Here is a 17,970-nt window from a genome sequence, read left to right as displayed (position 1 = left end):
GGGATCCGATTTCACCTCGGCGACGCGGTCGTGTACTGTTTCCTCTGCGCGACACCCCCAGGGTGATCGGGCAGGCCCCCTTAGCTCAGTCGGCAGAGCGTCTCCATGGTAAGGAGAAGGTCTACGGTTCGATTCCGTAAGGGGGCTCAGAGGGTCCGGCTGGACCCGCCACGGCGGTGTAGCTCAGATGGTAGAGCAAGCGGCTCATAATCGCTGTGTCGCCGGTTCAAGTCCGGCCACCGCTACTCTCGTCCTCCGGGTACGCCCCGGTGGTCGGTGGGACGGGCGCCACAGGGCGCCCACTTTGCATGTCCGCGTCGTCAGCGCGTAGGCTGGCACGCCGTAGTTGTTCCTGAGCGAGGAAGGCACTCCGCCGTGGCGAAGGCGACCGATGTTCGGCCGAAGATCACTTTGGCGTGTGTGGAGTGCAAGGAGCGCAACTACATCACGCGCAAGAACCGCCGTAACGACCCGGACCGCATCGAGCTGAAGAAGTTCTGCCCCCGGGACGGCAAGCACACCGTCCACCGCGAGACCCGCTGACCCGCGACCGGCGCTGCCGGTCCGCACCAGCTTTTCTCGAACGCCGATCCACCTGACGGGTGACCTCCGGGCCGCCCGACCGGGCGGATCGGCGTTCGTGTTTTGCGTGTAGGTTCGGCGACATGTCCCTGGACCCGTCCTTCGTCGGCCGGACGTACCCGCCGACCGCCCCCTACCAGGTGGGCCGAGAAAAGATCCGCGAGTTCGCCACCGCCATCGGCGCGACCGACCCGGCCCACCACGACCCGGAGGCGGCCCGGTCGCTCGGCCACCCCGACGTGGTGGCCCCGCCGACGTTCCCGGTGGTCGTCACGATGGCCGCGAGCCGGCAGATCGTCGAGGACCCGGCGCTCGGCGTCGACTACAGCCGTGTGGTGCACGGCGACCAGCGGTTCGCGTACACCCGGCCGGTGGTGGCCGGGGACGAGCTGGTGTGCGTGAGCACCATCGAAGAGGTCACCAGCCGGGGCGGGCACGGTTTCCTGACCACCCGCACCGATGTGAGCACGGTGGACGGCGAGCCGGTGGTCGCCGTCTGGTCCAAGATCGTCGTACGCGGGGAGGCCTGAGGACATGGAGCTGCCCACCCAGACGTACCGGGTGACCCGCGCGGACCTGGTCCGCTACGCGGGCGCCTCGGGCGACTTCAACCGGATCCACTGGAGCGACCGCGTCGCCACCGCCGTGGGGCTGCCGGGCGTCATCGCCCACGGCATGTTCACCATGGCCCTGGTCGGCCGGGCGGTGACCGGCTGGGCCGGCGCGCCGGACGCGGTGGTCGACTTCGGCGTCCGGTTCACCCGCCCGGTGGTCGTCCCGGACACCGACGAGGGCACCGAGATCGAGGTGTCCGCAGTGGTCAAGGAGATCACCGCAGAGGGCCTGACCAGGCTCGACATCACCGCCACCTGCCAGGGTGAGAAGGTGCTGTCGCAGGCCCGGGCACTGATCCGCACGGCGCGCTGAGGGCCCGCCCGACGCGCGAGGGGCAGACCGGTTGGGAAAGTCGCACGACTACCCGTACACTGGTCCGCCGTGGGGCAAGTGACCCCCGCTCGGCACTGTGTGTCCGGGTGGAGGTGAGTTGCCGCACAGGGGTGTAGCTCAATTGGCAGAGCAGCGGTCTCCAAAACCGCAGGCTGCAGGTTCAAGTCCTGTCACCCCTGCGCCTCAGGCCTGACCGTTCCGTGGGTCGCGCCGCCCTCACCGGCGGCGTCCGGCCCGTGGTGGTGGCACCGGTGGGGTGGTTCCGAGGCGCTCGGGCCCTCCCGGCCGGTCCGCCGGCCGCGGCCCGTCGCGGGACGGTTGGTCCGGCCGGCGTGACCAACACGCTGCGCACGCCGCCCGGCGTGCGACCCCATACCCCGCACGGAGGGCGAAGTGGCCAAGAGCAAGCGCCGCGGCGAGGACGACGGCGACGAGCGTCTGAACGACGACGCGACCGTCGACGGCGTGGCCGACGACGACGTGGCCGACGACGACGACGCCACCGACGCGGATGAGCCGGTCTCCCGGGGCGGCACCGCGACCCGTAAGCGGGCGCAGGCCGAGCCGGCCGAGGGCCGGAAGACCCGTAAGGACACCGAGCGGATCGGGCTGTTCGCCCGCATCGCGCGGTTCTTCCGCGAGGTCGTGGCAGAGCTGCGTAAGGTCATCTGGCCGACCCGCAAGGAGCTGCTGACCTACACCGCCGTGGTGGTCACCTTCGTCGCGGTGATGCTGGCGATCGTGGCCGGCCTGGACTACGGCTTCGCCAAGGCGGTGCTGTGGGTCTTCGGCGAGTCCAGCTGACCTGCGGACAGCGATACTGACGGAAGTGAGCGAGCGTGCCTGAGTACGACGAGACCGCCGGAACCCCGGACGAGCAGTCCGCGGTGGCGACGGCGGCCAACAACGAGTCGGTCGAGGCCGCCAGCGAGCCGGAGTTCCCGACCACCGAGCCGGCCCCGGAGGAGGACTTCGACCCGGTCGCCGAGCTGCGCCAGAAGCTGCGCTACGCGCCCGGCGACTGGTACGTGGTGCACTCGTACGCCGGCTACGAGAACAAGGTCAAGACCAACCTCGAGACCCGGATCACCTCCCTCGACATGGAGGACTTCATCTACCAGGTCGAGGTGCCGACCCGGGAAGAGGTCGAGGTCAAGAACGGCAAGCGGTCGCAGGTCCAGGCGAAGGTCTTTCCGGGCTACATCCTGGTCCGGATGGAGTTGACCGCCGAGTCCTACTCCTGCGTCCGGAACACCCCGGGGGTCACCGGCTTCGTCGGCGCGACCGACCGGGCCGACCGGCCGGCGCCGCTGAGCCTCGACGAGGTGCTCAAGTGGCTGGCCCCGGCGGTCGAGACCGAGCAGAAGAAGGCCAAGCCCGAGGTCAAGGTCCTCGACTTCGAGGTCGGCGACTCGGTCACCGTCACCGACGGCGCGTTCGCGTCGCTGCCGGCGACGATCAGCGAGATCAACGCCGATCAGCAGAAGCTCAAGGTGCTGGTGTCGATCTTCGGCCGGGAGACGCCGGTCGAGCTGAACTTCAACCAGGTCGCCAAGATCTGACGTACGTCGGCACCGGCGGCCCGCCCTCTCCGGGGTGGCCGCCGGTGCGCCGTTTCGCCGCCAGCCGACCTCGGCGCGGAGGGTGGCCGACGGCTGCGCTACCCTAGAACGTCGGCTGTCCGCACCGTGCTGACCGTGCGCGCCCGCGGACCGGCGAGAATCCCAGTTCCAAGCCCCAGGAAGAGACATGCCTCCGAAGAAGAAGCTCGTCAAGACGTTCACGCTTCAGCTGCCGGCGGGCCAGGCCACCCCGGCGCCGCCGGTCGGCCCCGCGCTCGGCCAGCACGGCGTGAACATCATGGAATTCTGCAAGTCCTACAACGCGCAGACCGAGTCCCAGCGGGGCGACGTCGTCCCCGCCGAGATCAGCGTCTACGAGGACCGCACGTTCACCTTCGTGCTGAAGACCCCGCCCGCCGCCCGGCTGCTGATCAAGGCCGCCGGCGTGCAGAAGGGCTCGGGCGTCCCGCACAAGGAGAAGGTCGGCTCGGTCACCCGCGCCCAGCTGCGTGAGATCGCCGAGAAGAAGATGGCTGACCTCAACGCCAACGACATCGACCAGGCCGAGAAGATCATCGCCGGCACCGCCCGGTCGATGGGCCTGACCGTCGCCGACTGACCTCGGCCACCCGCTCCACCCGATCTGTTCGTGGGAGGGCCGCGAGTGACGCGCGCCCGCCAGAGACCACAGGAGTCACCAGAAATGCAGCGCAGCAAGAGCTACCGCAAGGCCGCGGACGTCATCGACCGGTCGAAGCTCTACACCCCGGTCGAGGCCGTCAAGCTGGCCAAGGAGACCACGAACGTCAAGTTCGACGCCACGGTCGAGGTCGCGATGCGCCTCGGCGTCGACCCCCGCAAGGCGGACCAGATGGTCCGCGGCACGGTCAACCTGCCGCACGGCACCGGTAAGACCGCCCGCGTGATCGTCTTCGCCGCCGGCGCGAAGGCCGAGGAGGCCGTCGCCGCGGGTGCGGACGAGGTGGGCACCGACGAACTCGTCGCCCGAATCCAGGGCGGTTGGCTGGACTTCGACGCGGCGATCGCCACGCCCGACCAGATGGCCAAGATCGGCCGGATCGCGCGGATCCTGGGCCCGCGCGGTCTGATGCCGAACCCGAAGACCGGCACCGTGACCATGGACGTCACCAAGGCCGTCTCGGACATCAAGGGCGGCAAGATCACCTTCCGGGTGGACAAGCACTCCAACCTGCACCTGATCATCGGCAAGGCCTCGTTCTCCGAGGCCCAGCTGGTCGACAACTACGCCGCGGTGCTGGACGAGGTGCTGCGCGCCAAGCCGTCCGCGGCCAAGGGCACGTACCTCAAGAAGGTCACCCTCACCACCACCATGGGCCCGGGCGTCCCGGTCGACCCGAAGGTCGTGAAGAACGTGCAGGAGGCCTCGACCGAGGCCTGAGCACCAGCACGTCCCGAACGGGGCTCCGCCACCAGGTCGTGGCGGGGCCCCGTTCGTCTGTCCGTTGTGGCAGTCTCGGCGCATGCGGCTCGACGGCGCGTGGTTCCGCTATCACCGGCACGGCCCGTGGGTGCTGCGGCAGGTCGACGTCGCCATGGATCCGGGCGAGGTCGCTGTCGTGCTCGGCCGCAACGGGGCCGGCAAGTCCACGTTGCTCCAGCTCGCCGCCGGGGTGCTGCGCCCGACCCGGGGCCGGGTCGCCGACCGGCCGCCGGTCGTCGGCTGGGTGCCGGAGCGCTTCCCCGCCGACCAGCCGTTCACCGTCGAGGCCTACCTGACCGCGATGGGCCGCGTCGCCGGTCTCCGTGCTCCGGCCGCCGACCGGGCGGTGCGCCACTGGGTCGAGCGCCTCGGCCTGGCCCGGTTCCACGACGTCCGCCTGCCCCGGCTGTCCAAGGGCACCGCGCAGAAGGTCGGCCTGGCGCAGGCGCTGCTGCGCCCGCCCGGCCTGCTGGTGCTCGACGAACCCTGGGAAGGGCTGGACGCCACCGCCCGTGAGTCGGTCCCCGAGATCATCGGCGAGGTGCTGGCCGCCGGCGGCGCCGTACTCGTCAGCGACCACCGGGGCGAGACCGTCCGGCTGCCCGGCGCCCGGCACTGGTCGGTCACCGACGGCACGGTGACCGAGCAGGCGCCGTCCGCCGGAGCGGCCGTCGCCGTGGTCGAGCTGGCGGTGCCGGCCGCCGGGCTGGCCGCCGCCGTCGCCCGCCTGCGCGCCGACGGCCACCAGATCCTCCGGGTACGCGAGCACGCCGTCCCGCCCCCGGCCACGCACCCGGTCGGCGCCGAGGCCGAGGACTCCGGCCGCCCCGGGCCGGCGCCGGAGGTGGCCCGGTGATCGCGCTGGTCCGGCTGCGGCTGGCCGGGTTCCTGCGTACCGGACGGGCGCTGGCGCCGGTGCTGGCCGGCCTGCTCGTCCTGGGCGTCCTCTACGGCGCCGGCCGGGCCCGGCCGGCGGAGGCCTACGGCGTCTCCGCCGTCGTCCTGTTCCCGGTGCTGGCCTGGCAGACCAAGATCCTGCTGGACGTCGAGCCCGACGTGCAGCGTCGGCTGGCCCGGGTGGTGGCCGGCCCGGCCCGGGAGCGGGCGGCCGGGCTGCTCGCCGCGCTGGTGGCCGGGCTCGCCGTGGTGGTGGTCGCGCTGGCGCTGCCGTGGCCGCTCGGCGGGGTGACAGCGGCCGCCGGGCCGGGGGAGCGGCCGGCCCTGGTGGGGGTGGCGCTCGGGCTCTGGGCGCACCTGCTCGCCCTGCCCGCGGCGGTGGCGCTCGGTGCGCTGGCCAGCCGGGCCGTGACCCGCAGCGCCGGCTACGGGGTGGCGGTGCTGGTCACCGGTGCGGTCGGGGTGGTGGTGCTGGGGCTCTCCGGCTCGGTCGCGCCGTGGCTGGCCCCGCCGGTCATGGCGACCGCGCGGGCGGTCACCGGGCCGGTCGCCACCGGCGCCGGTCTGCTGCTCACCGGCTGGGCGGCGCTCTGGGCGGCGGTGGGGCTCACCGGCTACGCCTGGGCCCGCCGCACCCGGGCCTGAGCCGCGGTGACCGGGCGCACCCGGGGGCGATTTGGCGCTCCGGTCCCGGTCGCGTAACCTGGGGCGGTAGTTCCACCCAGAGACCGCTGGTCACCGTGCTCCGGCACGGTCGAAGGTTCCGCGACGACGGGCGACCCGCGCAGGGCGGTAAGCGTAATTCGGTGTCATGCACGGTCCGCCGACTGTGCCAGTGCCGCCGGCCCTCGCCCCGCGCGCCCTGCGCCGGGGCTTTTTCGTTGTCGTGACGCCTCCGCCGCCGTCGCCGAGCCCTGGCTCGTCGCCGGCGTACCAGCTCCGAGTAACGAGAGAGGAGGGACATGGCGGACAAGCCGATCCGGGCCGACAAGGCCACGGCCGTCGCCGAGCTGACCGAGAGCTTCCGCAACGCGGGAGCGACGGTGCTCACCGAGTACCGCGGGCTCACGGTTTCGCAGCTCACCCAGCTGCGGCGCTCGCTCGGCAAGGAGACCAGCTACATGGTCGCGAAGAACACGCTTGCCAAGCGTGCCGCGGCCGATGCGGGCATCTCCGGCCTCGACGAGCTGTTCTCCGGTCCTACCGCGCTGACTTTCGTTTCGGGCGACGTCGTCGAGGCGGCGAAGGGCCTTCGCGACTTCGCGAAGGCCAACCCGAAGCTCGTCATCAAGGGCGGTGTCTTCGAGGGCAAGGCCATTTCCGCGGCCGAGGTCACGAAGCTCGCCGACCTGGAGTCCCGCGAGGTGCTGCTGGCCAAGCTGGCCGGCGCGATGAAGGGCAACCTGAGCAAGGCCGCGGCCCTGTTCCAGGCGCCGCTCTCCAAGGCCGCCCGCGCGGCGGCCGCCCTGGCGGACAAGAAGCGCGAGCAGGAGGGCGCCGAGGCGGCCTGAGGCCACCCGGCGCACCACATTCTTAGTTTTCACGTTTAGAAAGGACGCCAGACATGGCGAAGCTCAGCACTGACGAGCTGCTCGACGCGTTCAAGGAGATGACGCTGATCGAGCTCTCCGAGTTCGTGAAGCAGTTCGAGGAGACCTTCGAGGTCACCGCGGCCGCTCCGGTCGCCGTGGCCGCGGGTGCCCCGGCCGCCGGCGGCGCCGCCGCCCCGGCCGAGGAGGAGAAGGACGAGTTCGACGTCGTCCTCGACGCCGACGGTGGCAAGAAGATCCAGGTCATCAAGGTCGTGCGTGAGCTGACCGGCCTGGGCCTCAAGGAGGCCAAGGACCTGGTCGAGGCCGCGCCGAAGGCCGTCCTGGAGAAGGTCAACAAGGAGACCGCCGAGAAGGCCAAGGCCAAGCTCGAGGGCGAGGGCGCCAAGGTCACCATGAAGTGACCTTGCTCCACCTGACGCGCGTCCGGCTCACGTGAGCCGGGGCACACCGCGTCGCGGCGGGCGGTGATCCGGAATCGGATCACCGCCCGCCGTGTTGGTGGTCCCGGACGGCAGCGGTGTGAGCAGGGCGTACGACGGCCCGTGTGCCGGCCGGTCAGTGACGTCTGTCGGTAGCCCGTCGGTGGGAAAGACACCCCGACCGGTAACCGGCCCTTGACGCGGCACCGGCCTGCCAGGCACGCTGGCATCAGCAAGACTTTCCGCGCTTGCAACGGCCGCCTCTCGGGTAATGGCAACGGCAGCACAGCCGCCGCAACACCCGAGCGGACCGGCAGGAGCGTCGCGTTCCGAGCGGCCCGGACGACCCGGTTTTCCGAGGTCCCAGGGCTTGTTCCGCGACGACCTGCGGGGTGGGCTGGACAGCGGTTAGCCTCTCGGCTACACTGCTAGTTTGCGCTGCCTTCCGACTTGACCCCTGCTCGGAAATGTCCGTTTACGGATATTTCTGGTGGGGTCATTGGAGTGCACGCGTACCAGCCGTTCTGCAGCACCGGTCCTCGGAAGGACGCATCTTGGCAGCTTCCCGCCCTGCGAAGACCAGTCGTACGTCGAGCGCTTTCGCGCCCCGCCGAGTTTCTTTCGGTCGGATCACCGAACACCTCGAGGTCCCCAACCTCCTCGCCATCCAGAACGAGTCCTTCGACTGGCTCGTCGGCAACGAGGCTTGGCAGGGCCGGTCGGCGGACGACCCGCACGCACGCTCGGGTCTCGCGGAGATCCTCGACGAGATCAGTCCCATTGAGGACTTCTCCGGCACCATGTCGCTCTCCTTCTCGGCTCCGCGCTTCGACGAGGTCAAGGCCTCGATCGAGGAGTGCAAGGAGAAGGACCTCACCTACTGCGCGCCGCTGTTCGTGACCGCGGAGTTCACCAACAACACCACTGGCGAGATCAAGAGCCAGACCGTGTTCATGGGTGACTTCCCGATGATGACGCCGAAGGGCACCTTCATCATCAACGGCACCGAGCGCGTCGTCGTCAGCCAGCTCGTCCGCTCGCCTGGCGTCTACTTCGACAAGCAGCCGGACAAGACGTCCGACCGCGACCTCTCCAGCGTCAAGGTCATCCCGAGCCGGGGTGCCTGGCTGGAGTTCGACATCGACAAGCGCGACACGGTCGGCGTTCGTATCGACCGCAAGCGCCGCCAGGCCGTCACCGTCCTGCTCAAGGCCATCGGGTGGTCCGCGGAGCGCATCCGCGAGAAGTTCGGCTGGTCCGAGCTGATGATGACCACGCTCGAGAAGGACCACATCGCCGGGCAGGACGAGGCGCTGCTCGACATCTACCGGAAGCTCCGCCCTGGCGAGCCGCCGACCCGTGAGAACGCCCAGACCCTGCTCGACAACCTCTTCTTCAACCCGAAGCGGTACGACGTCGCCAAGGTCGGGCGCTACAAGTTCAACAAGAAGCTCGAGGTGGGAGTGCCGATCACCACCGGCACGCTCACCGAGGACGACATCGTCGCCACCGTGGAATACCTCTGCCGGCTGCACGCCGGTGAGGAGGGCTACGAGGCCGACGACATCGACCACTTCGGCAACCGTCGCCTGCGTACCGTGGGCGAGCTGATCCAGAACCAGGTCCGGGTGGGTCTCTCCCGGATGGAGCGGGTCGTCCGCGAGCGGATGACCACCCAGGACGTCGAGGCGATCACGCCGCAGACCCTGATCAACATCCGCCCGGTGGTGGCGGCGATCAAGGAGTTCTTCGGCACGTCGCAGCTGTCCCAGTTCATGGACCAGACCAACCCGCTGGCGGGCCTGACCCACCGGCGCCGGCTGAGCGCGCTCGGCCCGGGTGGTCTGTCCCGTGAGCGGGCCGGCTTCGAGGTCCGGGACGTGCACCCGTCCCACTACGGCCGGATGTGCCCGATCGAGACGCCGGAAGGCCCGAACATCGGCCTGATCGGCGCGCTCTCCACGTTCGCCCGGGTCAACCCGTTCGGCTTCATCGAGACGCCGTACCGGAAGGTCATCGACGGCCGGGTCACCGACCAGATCGACTACCTGACCGCGGACGAGGAGGACCGGTTCGTCAAGGCGCAGGCCAACGCCCCGCTGAAGTCGGACGGCACCTTCGCCGAGGACCGCGTCCTGGTCCGCCGTAAGGGCGGCGAGACCGAGGACGTCGCGCCGGGCGCCGTGGACTACATGGACGTGTCGCCGCGGCAGATGACCTCGGTCGCCACCGCGATGATCCCGTTCCTGGAGCACGACGACGCCAACCGCGCGCTCATGGGCGCGAACATGCAGCGTCAGGCGGTGCCGCTGGTCAAGGCCGAGGCCCCGCTCGTGGGTACGGGCATGGAGTACCGCGCGGCAGTGGACGCCGGTGACGTGGTCGTCGCCGAGGTCGGCGGCGTGGTCGAGGACCTCTGCGCGGACTACATCACGGTCCACCAGGACGACGGCCACCGCCGGACGTACCTGCTGCACAAGTTCCGCCGCTCCAACGCCGGCTCCTGCGTCAACCAGAAGCCGGTCGTCTTCGAGGGCGACCGCGTCGAGGCCGGCCAGGTCGTCGCCGACGGTCCGTGCACCGACGAGGGCGAGATGGCGCTCGGACGCAACCTGCTGGTGGCGTTCATGTGCTGGGAGGGCCACAACTACGAGGACGCGATCATCCTGTCGCAGCGCCTCGTGCAGCAGGACGTGCTCACCTCGATCCACATCGAGGAGCACGAGGTCGACGCCCGGGACACCAAGCTCGGCCCGGAGGAGATCACCCGCGACATCCCGAACGTCAGCGAGGAGATGCTCGCCGACCTCGACGAGCGCGGCATCATCCGGATCGGCGCCGAGGTCGTCCCCGGCGACATCCTGGTCGGCAAGGTCACGCCGAAGGGCGAGACCGAGCTGACCCCCGAGGAGCGGCTGCTCCGCGCGATCTTCGGTGAGAAGGCGCGCGAGGTCCGTGACACCTCGCTGAAGGTGCCGCACGGCGAGACCGGCACGGTCATCGGTGTGCGTACCTTCTCCCGCGAGGACGGCGACGAGCTGCCCCCGGGCGTGAACGAGCTGGTCCGGGTCTACGTGGCCCAGAAGCGCAAGATCCAGGACGGTGACAAGCTCGCGGGCCGCCACGGCAACAAGGGCGTCATCTCCAAGATCCTGCCGATCGAGGACATGCCGTTCCTGGAGGACGGCACCCCGGTCGACATCGTGCTGAACCCGCTCGGTGTGCCGTCCCGGATGAACATCGGCCAGGTCCTGGAGACCCACCTCGGGTGGGTGGCCAAGACCGGCTGGAGCGTGGACGGCGACGACGCCGAGTGGAAGCGCCAGCTCCGCTCGATCGAGGCGCACGAGTCCGAGCCGGACACCAACGTGGCCACCCCGGTCTTCGACGGTGCCCGCGAGGAGGAGATCTCCGGTCTGCTCGAGTCGACCCTGCCCAACCGGGACGGCAAGCAGCTGATCGGGCGTACCGGCAAGGCGCAGCTGTTCGACGGTCGCTCCGGCGAGCCGCTGCCCGACCCGATCGCGGTCGGCTACGTCTACATCCTGAAGCTCAACCACCTGGTCGACGACAAGATCCACGCCCGCTCGACCGGTCCGTACTCGATGATCACGCAGCAGCCGCTGGGTGGTAAGGCGCAGTTCGGTGGCCAGCGCTTCGGTGAGATGGAGTGCTGGGCCATGCAGGCGTACGGCGCCGCCTACGCCCTGCAGGAGCTGCTGACCATCAAGTCCGACGACGTCCTGGGCCGGGTCAAGGTCTACGAGGCGATCGTCAAGGGCGAGAACATCCCCGAGCCGGGCATCCCGGAGTCGTTCAAGGTGCTTCTCAAGGAGCTGCAGTCGCTGTGCCTCAACGTCGAGGTGCTCTCCAGCGACGGCGTGGCCCTGGAGATGCGCGAGACCGACGACGAGGTGTTCCGGGCCGCGGAGGAGCTGGGCATCGACCTGTCCCGGCGCGAGCCGAGCTCGGTCGAAGAGGTCTGAGGCGTGATCCGGGGGCCGGTTCGCCGGCCCCCGGTTCCGCCCGTTAGCTAGCAGTACAGACGACGACATAGGGGACATAGTGCTCGACGTCAACTTCTTCGACGAGCTGCGCATCGGCCTCGCCACCGCTGACGACATCCGTCAGTGGTCCCACGGCGAGGTCAAGAAGCCCGAGACCATCAACTACCGCACCCTCAAGCCGGAGAAGGACGGGCTCTTCTGCGAGAAGATCTTCGGCCCTCAGCGGGACTGGGAGTGCTACTGCGGTAAGTACAAGCGGGTCCGCTTCAAGGGCATCATCTGCGAGCGCTGCGGCGTCGAGGTGACCCGCTCCAAGGTTCGCCGGGAGCGGATGGGGCACATCGAGCTTGCCGCTCCGGTGACCCACATCTGGTACTTCAAGGGCGTGCCGAGCCGGCTGGGCTACCTGCTGGACCTCGCCCCGAAGGACCTCGAAAAGATCATCTACTTCGCCTCGTACGTCGTGACGAGCGTGGACGCCGAAGCGCGTCACCGCGACCTCTCGACCATCGAGAACGAGATCCTGGCCGAGAAGCGGCAGGCGGAGAACAGCCGCGACTCGGAGATCGAGAAGCGGGCCGCCAAGCTGGAGGCCGACCTGGCCGAGCTGGAGGCCGAGGGCGCGAAGGCGGACGTCCGGCGCAAGGTCAAGGAGGGCGGAGAGCGCGAGATGCGCCAGATCCGCGACCGGGCCCAGCGCGAGATCGACCGCCTCGACGAGGTTCTCGACACCTTCCGCAAGCTGGAGCCGAAGCAGCTGGTCACCGACGAGCTGCTCTACCGCGAGCTGCGCGACCGCTTCGGTGAGTACTTCACCGGCAGCATGGGCGCCGAGGCGATCAAGGCCCTGGTCCAGAACATGGACCTTGGGGCCGAGGCGGAGAACCTGCGCGAGACCATCCGCTCCGGCAAGGGCCAGCGGAAGATCCGCGCGCTCAAGCGGCTCAAGGTCGTCGCGGCGTTCCAGAACACCCGGAACTCGCCGCTCGGCATGGTGCTGGACTGCGTCCCGGTCATCCCGCCGGACCTGCGCCCGATGGTGCAGCTCGACGGTGGCCGCTTCGCGACCTCCGACCTGAACGACCTGTACCGGCGTGTGATCAACCGGAACAACCGCCTCAAGCGGCTGATCGACCTCGGCGCGCCCGAGATCATCGTCAACAACGAGAAGCGGATGCTCCAGGAGGCCGTCGACGCGCTGTTCGACAACGGCCGTCGCGGTCGTCCGGTCACCGGCCCGGGTAACCGGCCGCTCAAGTCGCTGTCCGACATGCTCAAGGGCAAGCAGGGCCGGTTCCGCCAGAACCTGCTGGGCAAGCGCGTCGACTACTCCGGCCGTTCGGTCATCGTGGTCGGCCCGAAGCTCAAGCTGCACCAGTGCGGCCTGCCCAAGCAGATGGCGCTGGAGCTGTTCAAGCCGTTCGTGATGAAGCGGCTGGTGGACCTCAACCACGCGCAGAACATCAAGTCCGCCAAGCGGATGGTCGAGCGGCAGCGGCCGGTCGTGTGGGACGTGCTGGAAGAGGTCATCGGCGAGCACCCGGTGCTGCTGAACCGCGCGCCGACCCTGCACCGTCTGGGCATCCAGGCCTTCGAGCCGCAGCTGGTCGAGGGCAAGGCCATCCAGATCCACCCGCTGGTCTGCACCGCGTTCAACGCCGACTTCGACGGTGACCAGATGGCGGTCCACGTGCCGCTGTCCGCCGAGGCCCAGGCCGAGGCGCGGATCCTGATGCTGTCGTCGAACAACATCCTCAAGCCGGCCGACGGCAAGCCGGTCACCATGCCCACCCAGGACATGGTCATCGGTCTCTACCACCTCACCCACCTCACTGCGGGGGGCAAGGGCGAGGGCCGGGCGTTCAGCTCGGACGCCGAGGCGCGGATGGCGTACGACAACGGCGAGCTGCACCTGCAGACGCCGGTCCGGATCCGGCTGCGCGACGTCGTCGGTGTGGACAACGGCGCCGGCGCCGAGCCCTGGACCGCCCCCGAGGGCTGGACCGAGGGCGAGCCGGTGACCGTGGAGACCACGCTGGGCCGGGTCCTGTTCAACGAGACGCTGCCCCCGGGCTACCGCTTCGTGAACTACGAGATCCGCAAGGGCCAGCTCTCCGCGATCGTCAACGACCTCGCCGAGCGCTTCCCGAAGGTGGCCCTGGCGGCCACCCTGGACGGGCTCAAGGAGGCCGGCTTCCACTGGGCCACCTGGTCCGGCGTCACCATCGGCATGGAGGACGTCATCGCTCCGCCGCGCAAGCGGGAGATCCTGGAGCGGTACGAGAAGGAAGCCGACCGGATCGACAAGCAGTACCAGCGTGGTCTGATGACCGCCGAGGAGCGCCGCGGCGAGCTCATCGAGATCTGGACCAAGGCGACGAACGAGGTCGCCAAGGAGATGGACACCGCGCTGCCGCAGGAGAACCCGCTGTGGAAGATGATCCACTCGGGTGCCCGCGGTAACCTGCTCCAGCTCCGGCAGATCGCGGCCATCCGTGGTCTGGTGGCCAACCCGAAGGGTGAGATCATCCCGCGGCCGATCAAGGCCAGCTACCGGGAGGGTCTGTCCGTACTGGAGTACTTCATCTCCACGCACGGCGCCCGGAAGGGTCTCGCGGACACCGCCCTGCGTACCGCCGACTCGGGTTACCTGACCCGGCGTCTGGTGGACGTCTCGCAGGACGTCATCATCCGCGAGGAGGACTGCGGCACCGACCGTGCCATCCCGATGCAGATCGGTGAGCGGATCGACGGCAAGCTGGTCGTGCACGAGCACGCCGAGACCAGCGTGCACGCCCGGACGCTGGCCGACGACATCAAGGGGCCGGACGGCACCGTGGTGGCCCACCGCGGCCAGGACATCAACTCGATCCTGGTGGACGCGATCGTCGCGGCCGGGACGGAGACGGTGCGGGTGCGCAGCGTGCTCACCTGCGAGTCGAAGCTGGGCGTCTGCGGTGCGTGCTACGGCCGCTCGCTGCCGACCGGCAAGACCGTGGACGTCGGCGAGGCGGTCGGCATCATCGCCGCCCAGTCGATCGGTGAGCCGGGTACGCAGCTGACGATGCGTACCTTCCACACCGGTGGTGTCGCGGGTGAGGACATCACCCAGGGTCTGCCCCGTGTCCAGGAGATCTTCGAGGCCCGGGTGCCGAAGGGCAAGGCGCCCATCGCCGACACCCCGGGTCGCATCCGGATCGAGGACGGCGAGCGGTCCCGCAAGATCGTGGTCATCCCGGACGACGGCAGCGAAGAGATCGTCTACGACAAGATCTCGAAGCGGGTCCGGCTCCGGGCGCACGACGGCGACCACGTCGAGGTCGGCGAGAAGCTCACCGAGGGCACCATCGACCCGCACGAGCTGCTGCGCATCCTCGGCCCGCGCGCGGTCCAGGTCCACCTGACCCAGGAGGTCCAGGAGGTCTACCGCTCGCAGGGTGTGCTCATCCACGACAAGCACATCGAGATCATCATCCGCCAGATGCTCAAGCGGGTGACGGTCATCGACTCCGGCTCGACCGAGTTCCTGCCGGGCGTGCTGGTCGACCGGGCGCTGTTCGAGTCGGAGAACCGCCGGCTCGTCGGCGAGGGTGGCGAGCCCGCCGCCGGTCGCCCGGTGCTGATGGGTATCACCAAGGCCTCGCTGGCCACTGACTCCTGGCTGTCGGCGGCCTCCTTCCAGGAGACCACCCGGGTGCTGACGGACGCGGCGATCCACGCCCGCAGCGACTCGCTGATCGGCCTCAAGGAGAACGTGATCATCGGTAAGCTCATCCCGGCCGGTACGGGCATCAGCAAGTACCGCAACGTCCGGGTCGAGCCGACCGAGGAGGCGAAGGCCAAGGTCTACTCGATGACCGGCTACCCGGATACCGACTACGGCTTCGGGCCGGCCAGCGGCCAGGCGGTTCCGCTGGACGACTTCGACTTCGGGTCGTACCGCTAAGCAGTAGGAAACGACGAGGCCCCCGGCAGCAGCCGGGGGCCTCGTCGCGTCCGGGCCGGCTTGCCGGGACCGGGGAACCGGTTCGGGGCATGATGGAGGCATGACGACAGTGCCCGGGCCGGCGCCCGTCGTGCCGCAGGGGCACCGCCATCCGTACGACCCGGAGCCGGTCCGCTCCACCAAGGCCCGGGCGGTCTTCGCGCTCGGCCTGATCGGCGCGCTCACCGGCCTGTTCGTCGGCGGTGCGGTGCCGGCGACGATCGCGCTCACGCTGGCCCGGCAGGCGCGCCGCGAGGCGTACGCGTCGGGTGGTTATCTCACCGGCGGCGACTGGCTGCGGCGCGGCGAGCAGATGGCGCGGGCCGGGCTGGTGCTGACCGCGGCCGCGGTCGTCGCGGCAGTGGTGATCGGCGTGGTCCGGTACGCCGACGGCTCGTTCGGCCACGACTTCGCGCCGAACTTCGACTGACCGGGCGGGGGAGCGGACCGCGCCCGTCCACCCGGCCGTGACCGGCGACGGTAGCCTGGCCGGTGTCCGTCGGGTGGCGGGCGAGTGTGGACAGGAGGAACCGTGACGGAACCGGCCGCGCCGGGAGGCGACCCGAACCGCCCCGGGCCGTACCCGCCGGGTTCCGCGTCCGCGCCGGTGCACCTCCCGCACGGGGCGTACCCGGGGAATCCGCCGGGCCACGGCGGCGGGTGGCCGGCTCCGGCAAGCGCGCCGGGCCACGGGGGCTGGGGACCGGCGTTCCCGCCGCCGCCGGCCGAGGCGCCGCGGCCGCCGAAGCGGGTCGACGCGGTGCCGGGTACGCCGTTCGGCGTGGTCCACCTCGACGTGCCGCCGGTCACCTCCGGGCTCGCCATCGGGTCGTTGATCGCCGGGATCGCCGCGATCCTGGTTTCTCTTCTGGTCTTCTGCTTCGGGATCGCCGGGCCGGACTACGGTGGCGCCTGGGCGGCCGGCGCGTTCACAGTGCTCGGCGCGCTGATCGGGGTCGGCGCGGTGGTGGCCGGGCTGCTCGCCCGACGGCAGATCCGCCGGCCGGCGCCCCCGCCGGCGGTCCGGTTCACCGGTGCCGGCCTGGCAGTGGCCGGGCTCTCCTGCGGCGGGGTGGGGCTGCTGTTCAGCCTGATCGGGCTCGGGCTGGCCCTGGTGGTGCAGATCACGTGAGGCCCTCGGTGGGGCCGGTGCGGCCGGTGACCTGCCGCGACCGGTATGTCCAGGTGCCCGGACGGTGGGCGGTGTCGGGGCCGCCGGGTCGCCCGGCGGACGAGCCGGTACACTTGTCACTGTAGGTGCCCGTCATGGGTGCGTCGGCAACCTGAGATCGGCCGGCGGATCGCGGAGAGCGGTCCTTCCGACCCATCCGTTTTGACCGGCGCGGCTGTGGTAGGTACTCTTTCCTCTTGTGCCCGGGCCTGCCCGGGCAATGCGTGCGTGCGCTGGAGCCGGTCAACCGGCGATCGCGCGGTCGCACCATCAAGACCAAAGATCCGGTACGACGCGTAAGCGGCCGGCACCGGAACCGTGACTTGGGCGACACGCCCGACCGCGGGTGCTGGGGAGCCGTCAGGCGGCCCTGGTTGGAATGTAAGAGAGCCGCCCATCCGGGCCGGCTGGAGCAGACGGCGCGGTCGCCTCGCAGCGGCCGAAGGGAGCGGAGAAACCCGGTGCCCACCATTCAGCAGTTGGTCCGAAAGGGCCGCCAGGCCAAGACGACCAAGACGAAGACCCCGGCGCTCAAGGGGTCTCCCCAGCGGCGCGGCGTGTGCACCCGCGTGTACACCACCACCCCGAAGAAGCCGAACTCGGCGCTGCGCAAGGTCGCTCGTGTCAAGCTCAGCAGCCAGATCGAGGTGACCGCCTACATCCCGGGCGTCGGCCACAACCTGCAGGAGCACTCGATCGTGCTCGTGCGTGGCGGCCGTGTGAAGGACCTGCCGGGCGTGCGGTACAAGATCGTGCGCGGCTCGCTGGACACCCAGGGTGTCCGCAACCGCAAGCAGGCTCGCAGCCGCTACGGCGCGAAGAAGGAGAAGAGCTGACATGCCGCGTAAGGGACCCGCTCCGCGGAAGCCGCTGGTCGCTGACCCGGTGTACAACTCCCCGCTGGTCACCCAGCTGGTGAACAAGATCCTGATGCGCGGTAAGCGTCAGCTCGCCGAGCGCATCGTGTACGCCGCCCTGGAGGGCTGCCGCGAGAAGTCCGGCACCGACCCGGTCGTCACGCTCAAGCGCGCGATGGACAACGTCAAGCCGACCCTCGAGGTGCGCAGCCGCCGTGTCGGTGGCGCCACCTACCAGGTTCCGGTCGAGGTCCGGCCGTCCCGCGCGACCACCCTCGGTCTGCGCTGGCTGGTGACCTACTCCCGGGCCCGGCGCGAGAAGACCATGGTCGAGCGGCTGATGAACGAGCTGCTGGACGCGAGCAACGGCCTGGGCGCCGCCGTCAAGCGGCGTGAGGACACGCACAAGATGGCCGAGTCCAACAAGGCCTTCGCGCACTACCGCTGGTAACACCTGAGGTTCCGGCGCCCGCCCGGCGCCGGAACCGCCACCAGTTGTGTCGAGACGACGATAAGTAGGGATTGAA

At 70.0% G+C, this 17,970-nt stretch carries 17 protein-coding genes and 3 tRNA genes; all 20 read left to right on the top strand.

What is annotated here, in order from left to right; all coding sequences use genetic code 11:
* The first annotated feature begins 74 nt into the window (after nucleotides 1-74).
* The 20 genes from FHU28_RS31100 to rpsG all read left to right on the top strand — a co-directional run bounded on the left by FHU28_RS31100 (nucleotide 75) and on the right by rpsG (nucleotide 17,894).
* A tRNA-Thr gene (locus FHU28_RS31100) sits at nucleotides 75-147 on the top strand.
* Between the two features lie 25 nt (nucleotides 148-172).
* Nucleotides 173-245, top strand: a tRNA-Met gene (locus tag FHU28_RS31095).
* A gap of 130 nt (nucleotides 246-375) precedes the next feature.
* Nucleotides 376-543, top strand: a complete 168-nt coding sequence (rpmG, locus tag FHU28_RS31090) for a 50S ribosomal protein L33 (RefSeq protein ID WP_013288652.1) — start codon at nucleotides 376-378, stop codon at nucleotides 541-543.
* 122 nt (nucleotides 544-665) lie between these two features.
* Nucleotides 666-1,112 (top strand): MaoC family dehydratase N-terminal domain-containing protein, encoded by a 447-nt coding sequence (locus FHU28_RS31085; protein WP_073828964.1) that lies wholly within the window; start codon nucleotides 666-668, stop codon nucleotides 1,110-1,112.
* Between the two features lie 4 nt (nucleotides 1,113-1,116).
* Complete coding sequence (locus tag FHU28_RS31080; RefSeq protein WP_184688655.1) at nucleotides 1,117-1,509, top strand: MaoC/PaaZ C-terminal domain-containing protein; 393 nt, start codon at nucleotides 1,117-1,119, stop codon at nucleotides 1,507-1,509.
* A gap of 127 nt (nucleotides 1,510-1,636) precedes the next feature.
* Nucleotides 1,637-1,709 (top strand) — tRNA-Trp (locus FHU28_RS31075).
* 214 nt (nucleotides 1,710-1,923) lie between these two features.
* Nucleotides 1,924-2,334, top strand: a complete 411-nt coding sequence (gene secE, locus FHU28_RS31070) for a preprotein translocase subunit SecE (RefSeq protein ID WP_184688653.1) — start codon at nucleotides 1,924-1,926, stop codon at nucleotides 2,332-2,334.
* Nucleotides 2,335-2,369: 35 nt separating this feature from the next.
* Complete coding sequence (nusG, locus tag FHU28_RS31065; protein ID WP_184688651.1) at nucleotides 2,370-3,092, top strand: transcription termination/antitermination protein NusG; 723 nt, start codon at nucleotides 2,370-2,372, stop codon at nucleotides 3,090-3,092.
* 187 nt (nucleotides 3,093-3,279) lie between these two features.
* On the top strand, nucleotides 3,280-3,711 hold the full coding sequence (gene rplK, locus FHU28_RS31060) for a 50S ribosomal protein L11 (protein ID WP_091065740.1): 432 nt from the start codon (nucleotides 3,280-3,282) through the stop codon (nucleotides 3,709-3,711).
* 84 nt (nucleotides 3,712-3,795) lie between these two features.
* Nucleotides 3,796-4,512 carry a 50S ribosomal protein L1 gene (rplA, locus tag FHU28_RS31055; protein WP_073828959.1) on the top strand — a complete coding sequence of 239 codons (717 nt, stop codon included), beginning with the start codon at nucleotides 3,796-3,798 and terminating at the stop codon, nucleotides 4,510-4,512.
* Nucleotides 4,513-4,594: 82 nt separating this feature from the next.
* The gene (locus FHU28_RS31050; protein ID WP_184688649.1) at nucleotides 4,595-5,410 is read left to right on the top strand and encodes an ATP-binding cassette domain-containing protein; all 816 of its coding nucleotides are present in this window, start codon (nucleotides 4,595-4,597) and stop codon (nucleotides 5,408-5,410) included.
* Nucleotides 5,407-6,096, top strand: a complete 690-nt coding sequence (locus FHU28_RS31045; protein WP_184688645.1) for a hypothetical protein — start codon at nucleotides 5,407-5,409, stop codon at nucleotides 6,094-6,096. The genes FHU28_RS31050 and FHU28_RS31045 overlap by 4 nt, the downstream gene beginning before the upstream one ends.
* 317 nt (nucleotides 6,097-6,413) lie before the next feature.
* Nucleotides 6,414-6,962 (top strand): 50S ribosomal protein L10, encoded by a 549-nt coding sequence (gene rplJ / locus FHU28_RS31040; RefSeq protein WP_073828956.1) that lies wholly within the window; start codon nucleotides 6,414-6,416, stop codon nucleotides 6,960-6,962.
* A 53-nt stretch (nucleotides 6,963-7,015) separates the two neighbouring features.
* Entirely contained in the window at nucleotides 7,016-7,405 is a 390-nt protein-coding gene (gene rplL / locus FHU28_RS31035) for a 50S ribosomal protein L7/L12 (RefSeq protein ID WP_184688643.1), read from the top strand.
* Nucleotides 7,406-7,977: 572 nt separating this feature from the next.
* On the top strand, nucleotides 7,978-11,409 hold the full coding sequence (gene rpoB / locus FHU28_RS31030; protein WP_184688641.1) for a DNA-directed RNA polymerase subunit beta: 3,432 nt from the start codon (nucleotides 7,978-7,980) through the stop codon (nucleotides 11,407-11,409).
* A gap of 79 nt (nucleotides 11,410-11,488) precedes the next feature.
* Nucleotides 11,489-15,376 (top strand): DNA-directed RNA polymerase subunit beta', encoded by a 3,888-nt coding sequence (locus tag FHU28_RS31025; RefSeq protein WP_184688638.1) that lies wholly within the window; start codon nucleotides 11,489-11,491, stop codon nucleotides 15,374-15,376.
* A 100-nt stretch (nucleotides 15,377-15,476) separates the two neighbouring features.
* Complete coding sequence (locus FHU28_RS31020; RefSeq protein WP_184688636.1) at nucleotides 15,477-15,845, top strand: hypothetical protein; 369 nt, start codon at nucleotides 15,477-15,479, stop codon at nucleotides 15,843-15,845.
* Nucleotides 15,846-16,175: 330 nt separating this feature from the next.
* Nucleotides 16,176-16,547 carry a hypothetical protein gene (locus FHU28_RS31015; protein ID WP_184690066.1) on the top strand — a complete coding sequence of 124 codons (372 nt, stop codon included), beginning with the start codon at nucleotides 16,176-16,178 and terminating at the stop codon, nucleotides 16,545-16,547.
* A 500-nt stretch (nucleotides 16,548-17,047) separates the two neighbouring features.
* Nucleotides 17,048-17,422 (top strand): 30S ribosomal protein S12, encoded by a 375-nt coding sequence (gene rpsL / locus FHU28_RS31010; protein ID WP_007465318.1) that lies wholly within the window; start codon nucleotides 17,048-17,050, stop codon nucleotides 17,420-17,422.
* Between the two features lies 1 nt (nucleotide 17,423).
* A complete protein-coding gene (gene rpsG / locus FHU28_RS31005) occupies nucleotides 17,424-17,894 on the top strand; it encodes a 30S ribosomal protein S7 (protein WP_073828950.1) in 471 nt (156 codons plus the stop codon).
* Nucleotides 17,895-17,970: the final 76 nt, after the last annotated feature.

The sequence above is a fragment of the Micromonospora echinospora genome (assembly GCF_014203425.1).
GTDB lineage: Bacteria > Actinomycetota > Actinomycetes > Mycobacteriales > Micromonosporaceae > Micromonospora > Micromonospora echinospora_A.
The sequence above is the reverse complement of the archived record's forward strand: the minus strand, read 5'-3'. Positions and strand labels throughout refer to the sequence as shown.

What these genes read in the sequence shown, in the direction of transcription:
- FHU28_RS31085 (WP_073828964.1), top strand. Translation starts at nt 666, where the DNA reads ATGTCCCTGGACCCGTCCTTCGTCGGCCGGACGTACCCGCCGACCGCC.
- FHU28_RS31080 (WP_184688655.1), top strand. Translation starts at nt 1,117, where the DNA reads ATGGAGCTGCCCACCCAGACGTACCGGGTGACCCGCGCGGACCTGGTC.
- rplK (WP_091065740.1), top strand. Translation starts at nt 3,280, where the DNA reads ATGCCTCCGAAGAAGAAGCTCGTCAAGACGTTCACGCTTCAGCTGCCG.
- rplA (WP_073828959.1), top strand. Translation starts at nt 3,796, where the DNA reads ATGCAGCGCAGCAAGAGCTACCGCAAGGCCGCGGACGTCATCGACCGG.
- FHU28_RS31050 (WP_184688649.1), top strand. Translation starts at nt 4,595, where the DNA reads ATGCGGCTCGACGGCGCGTGGTTCCGCTATCACCGGCACGGCCCGTGG.
- rplJ (WP_073828956.1), top strand. Translation starts at nt 6,414, where the DNA reads ATGGCGGACAAGCCGATCCGGGCCGACAAGGCCACGGCCGTCGCCGAG.
- rplL (WP_184688643.1), top strand. Translation starts at nt 7,016, where the DNA reads ATGGCGAAGCTCAGCACTGACGAGCTGCTCGACGCGTTCAAGGAGATG.
- FHU28_RS31020 (WP_184688636.1), top strand. Translation starts at nt 15,477, where the DNA reads ATGACGACAGTGCCCGGGCCGGCGCCCGTCGTGCCGCAGGGGCACCGC.
- rpsG (WP_073828950.1), top strand. Translation starts at nt 17,424, where the DNA reads ATGCCGCGTAAGGGACCCGCTCCGCGGAAGCCGCTGGTCGCTGACCCG.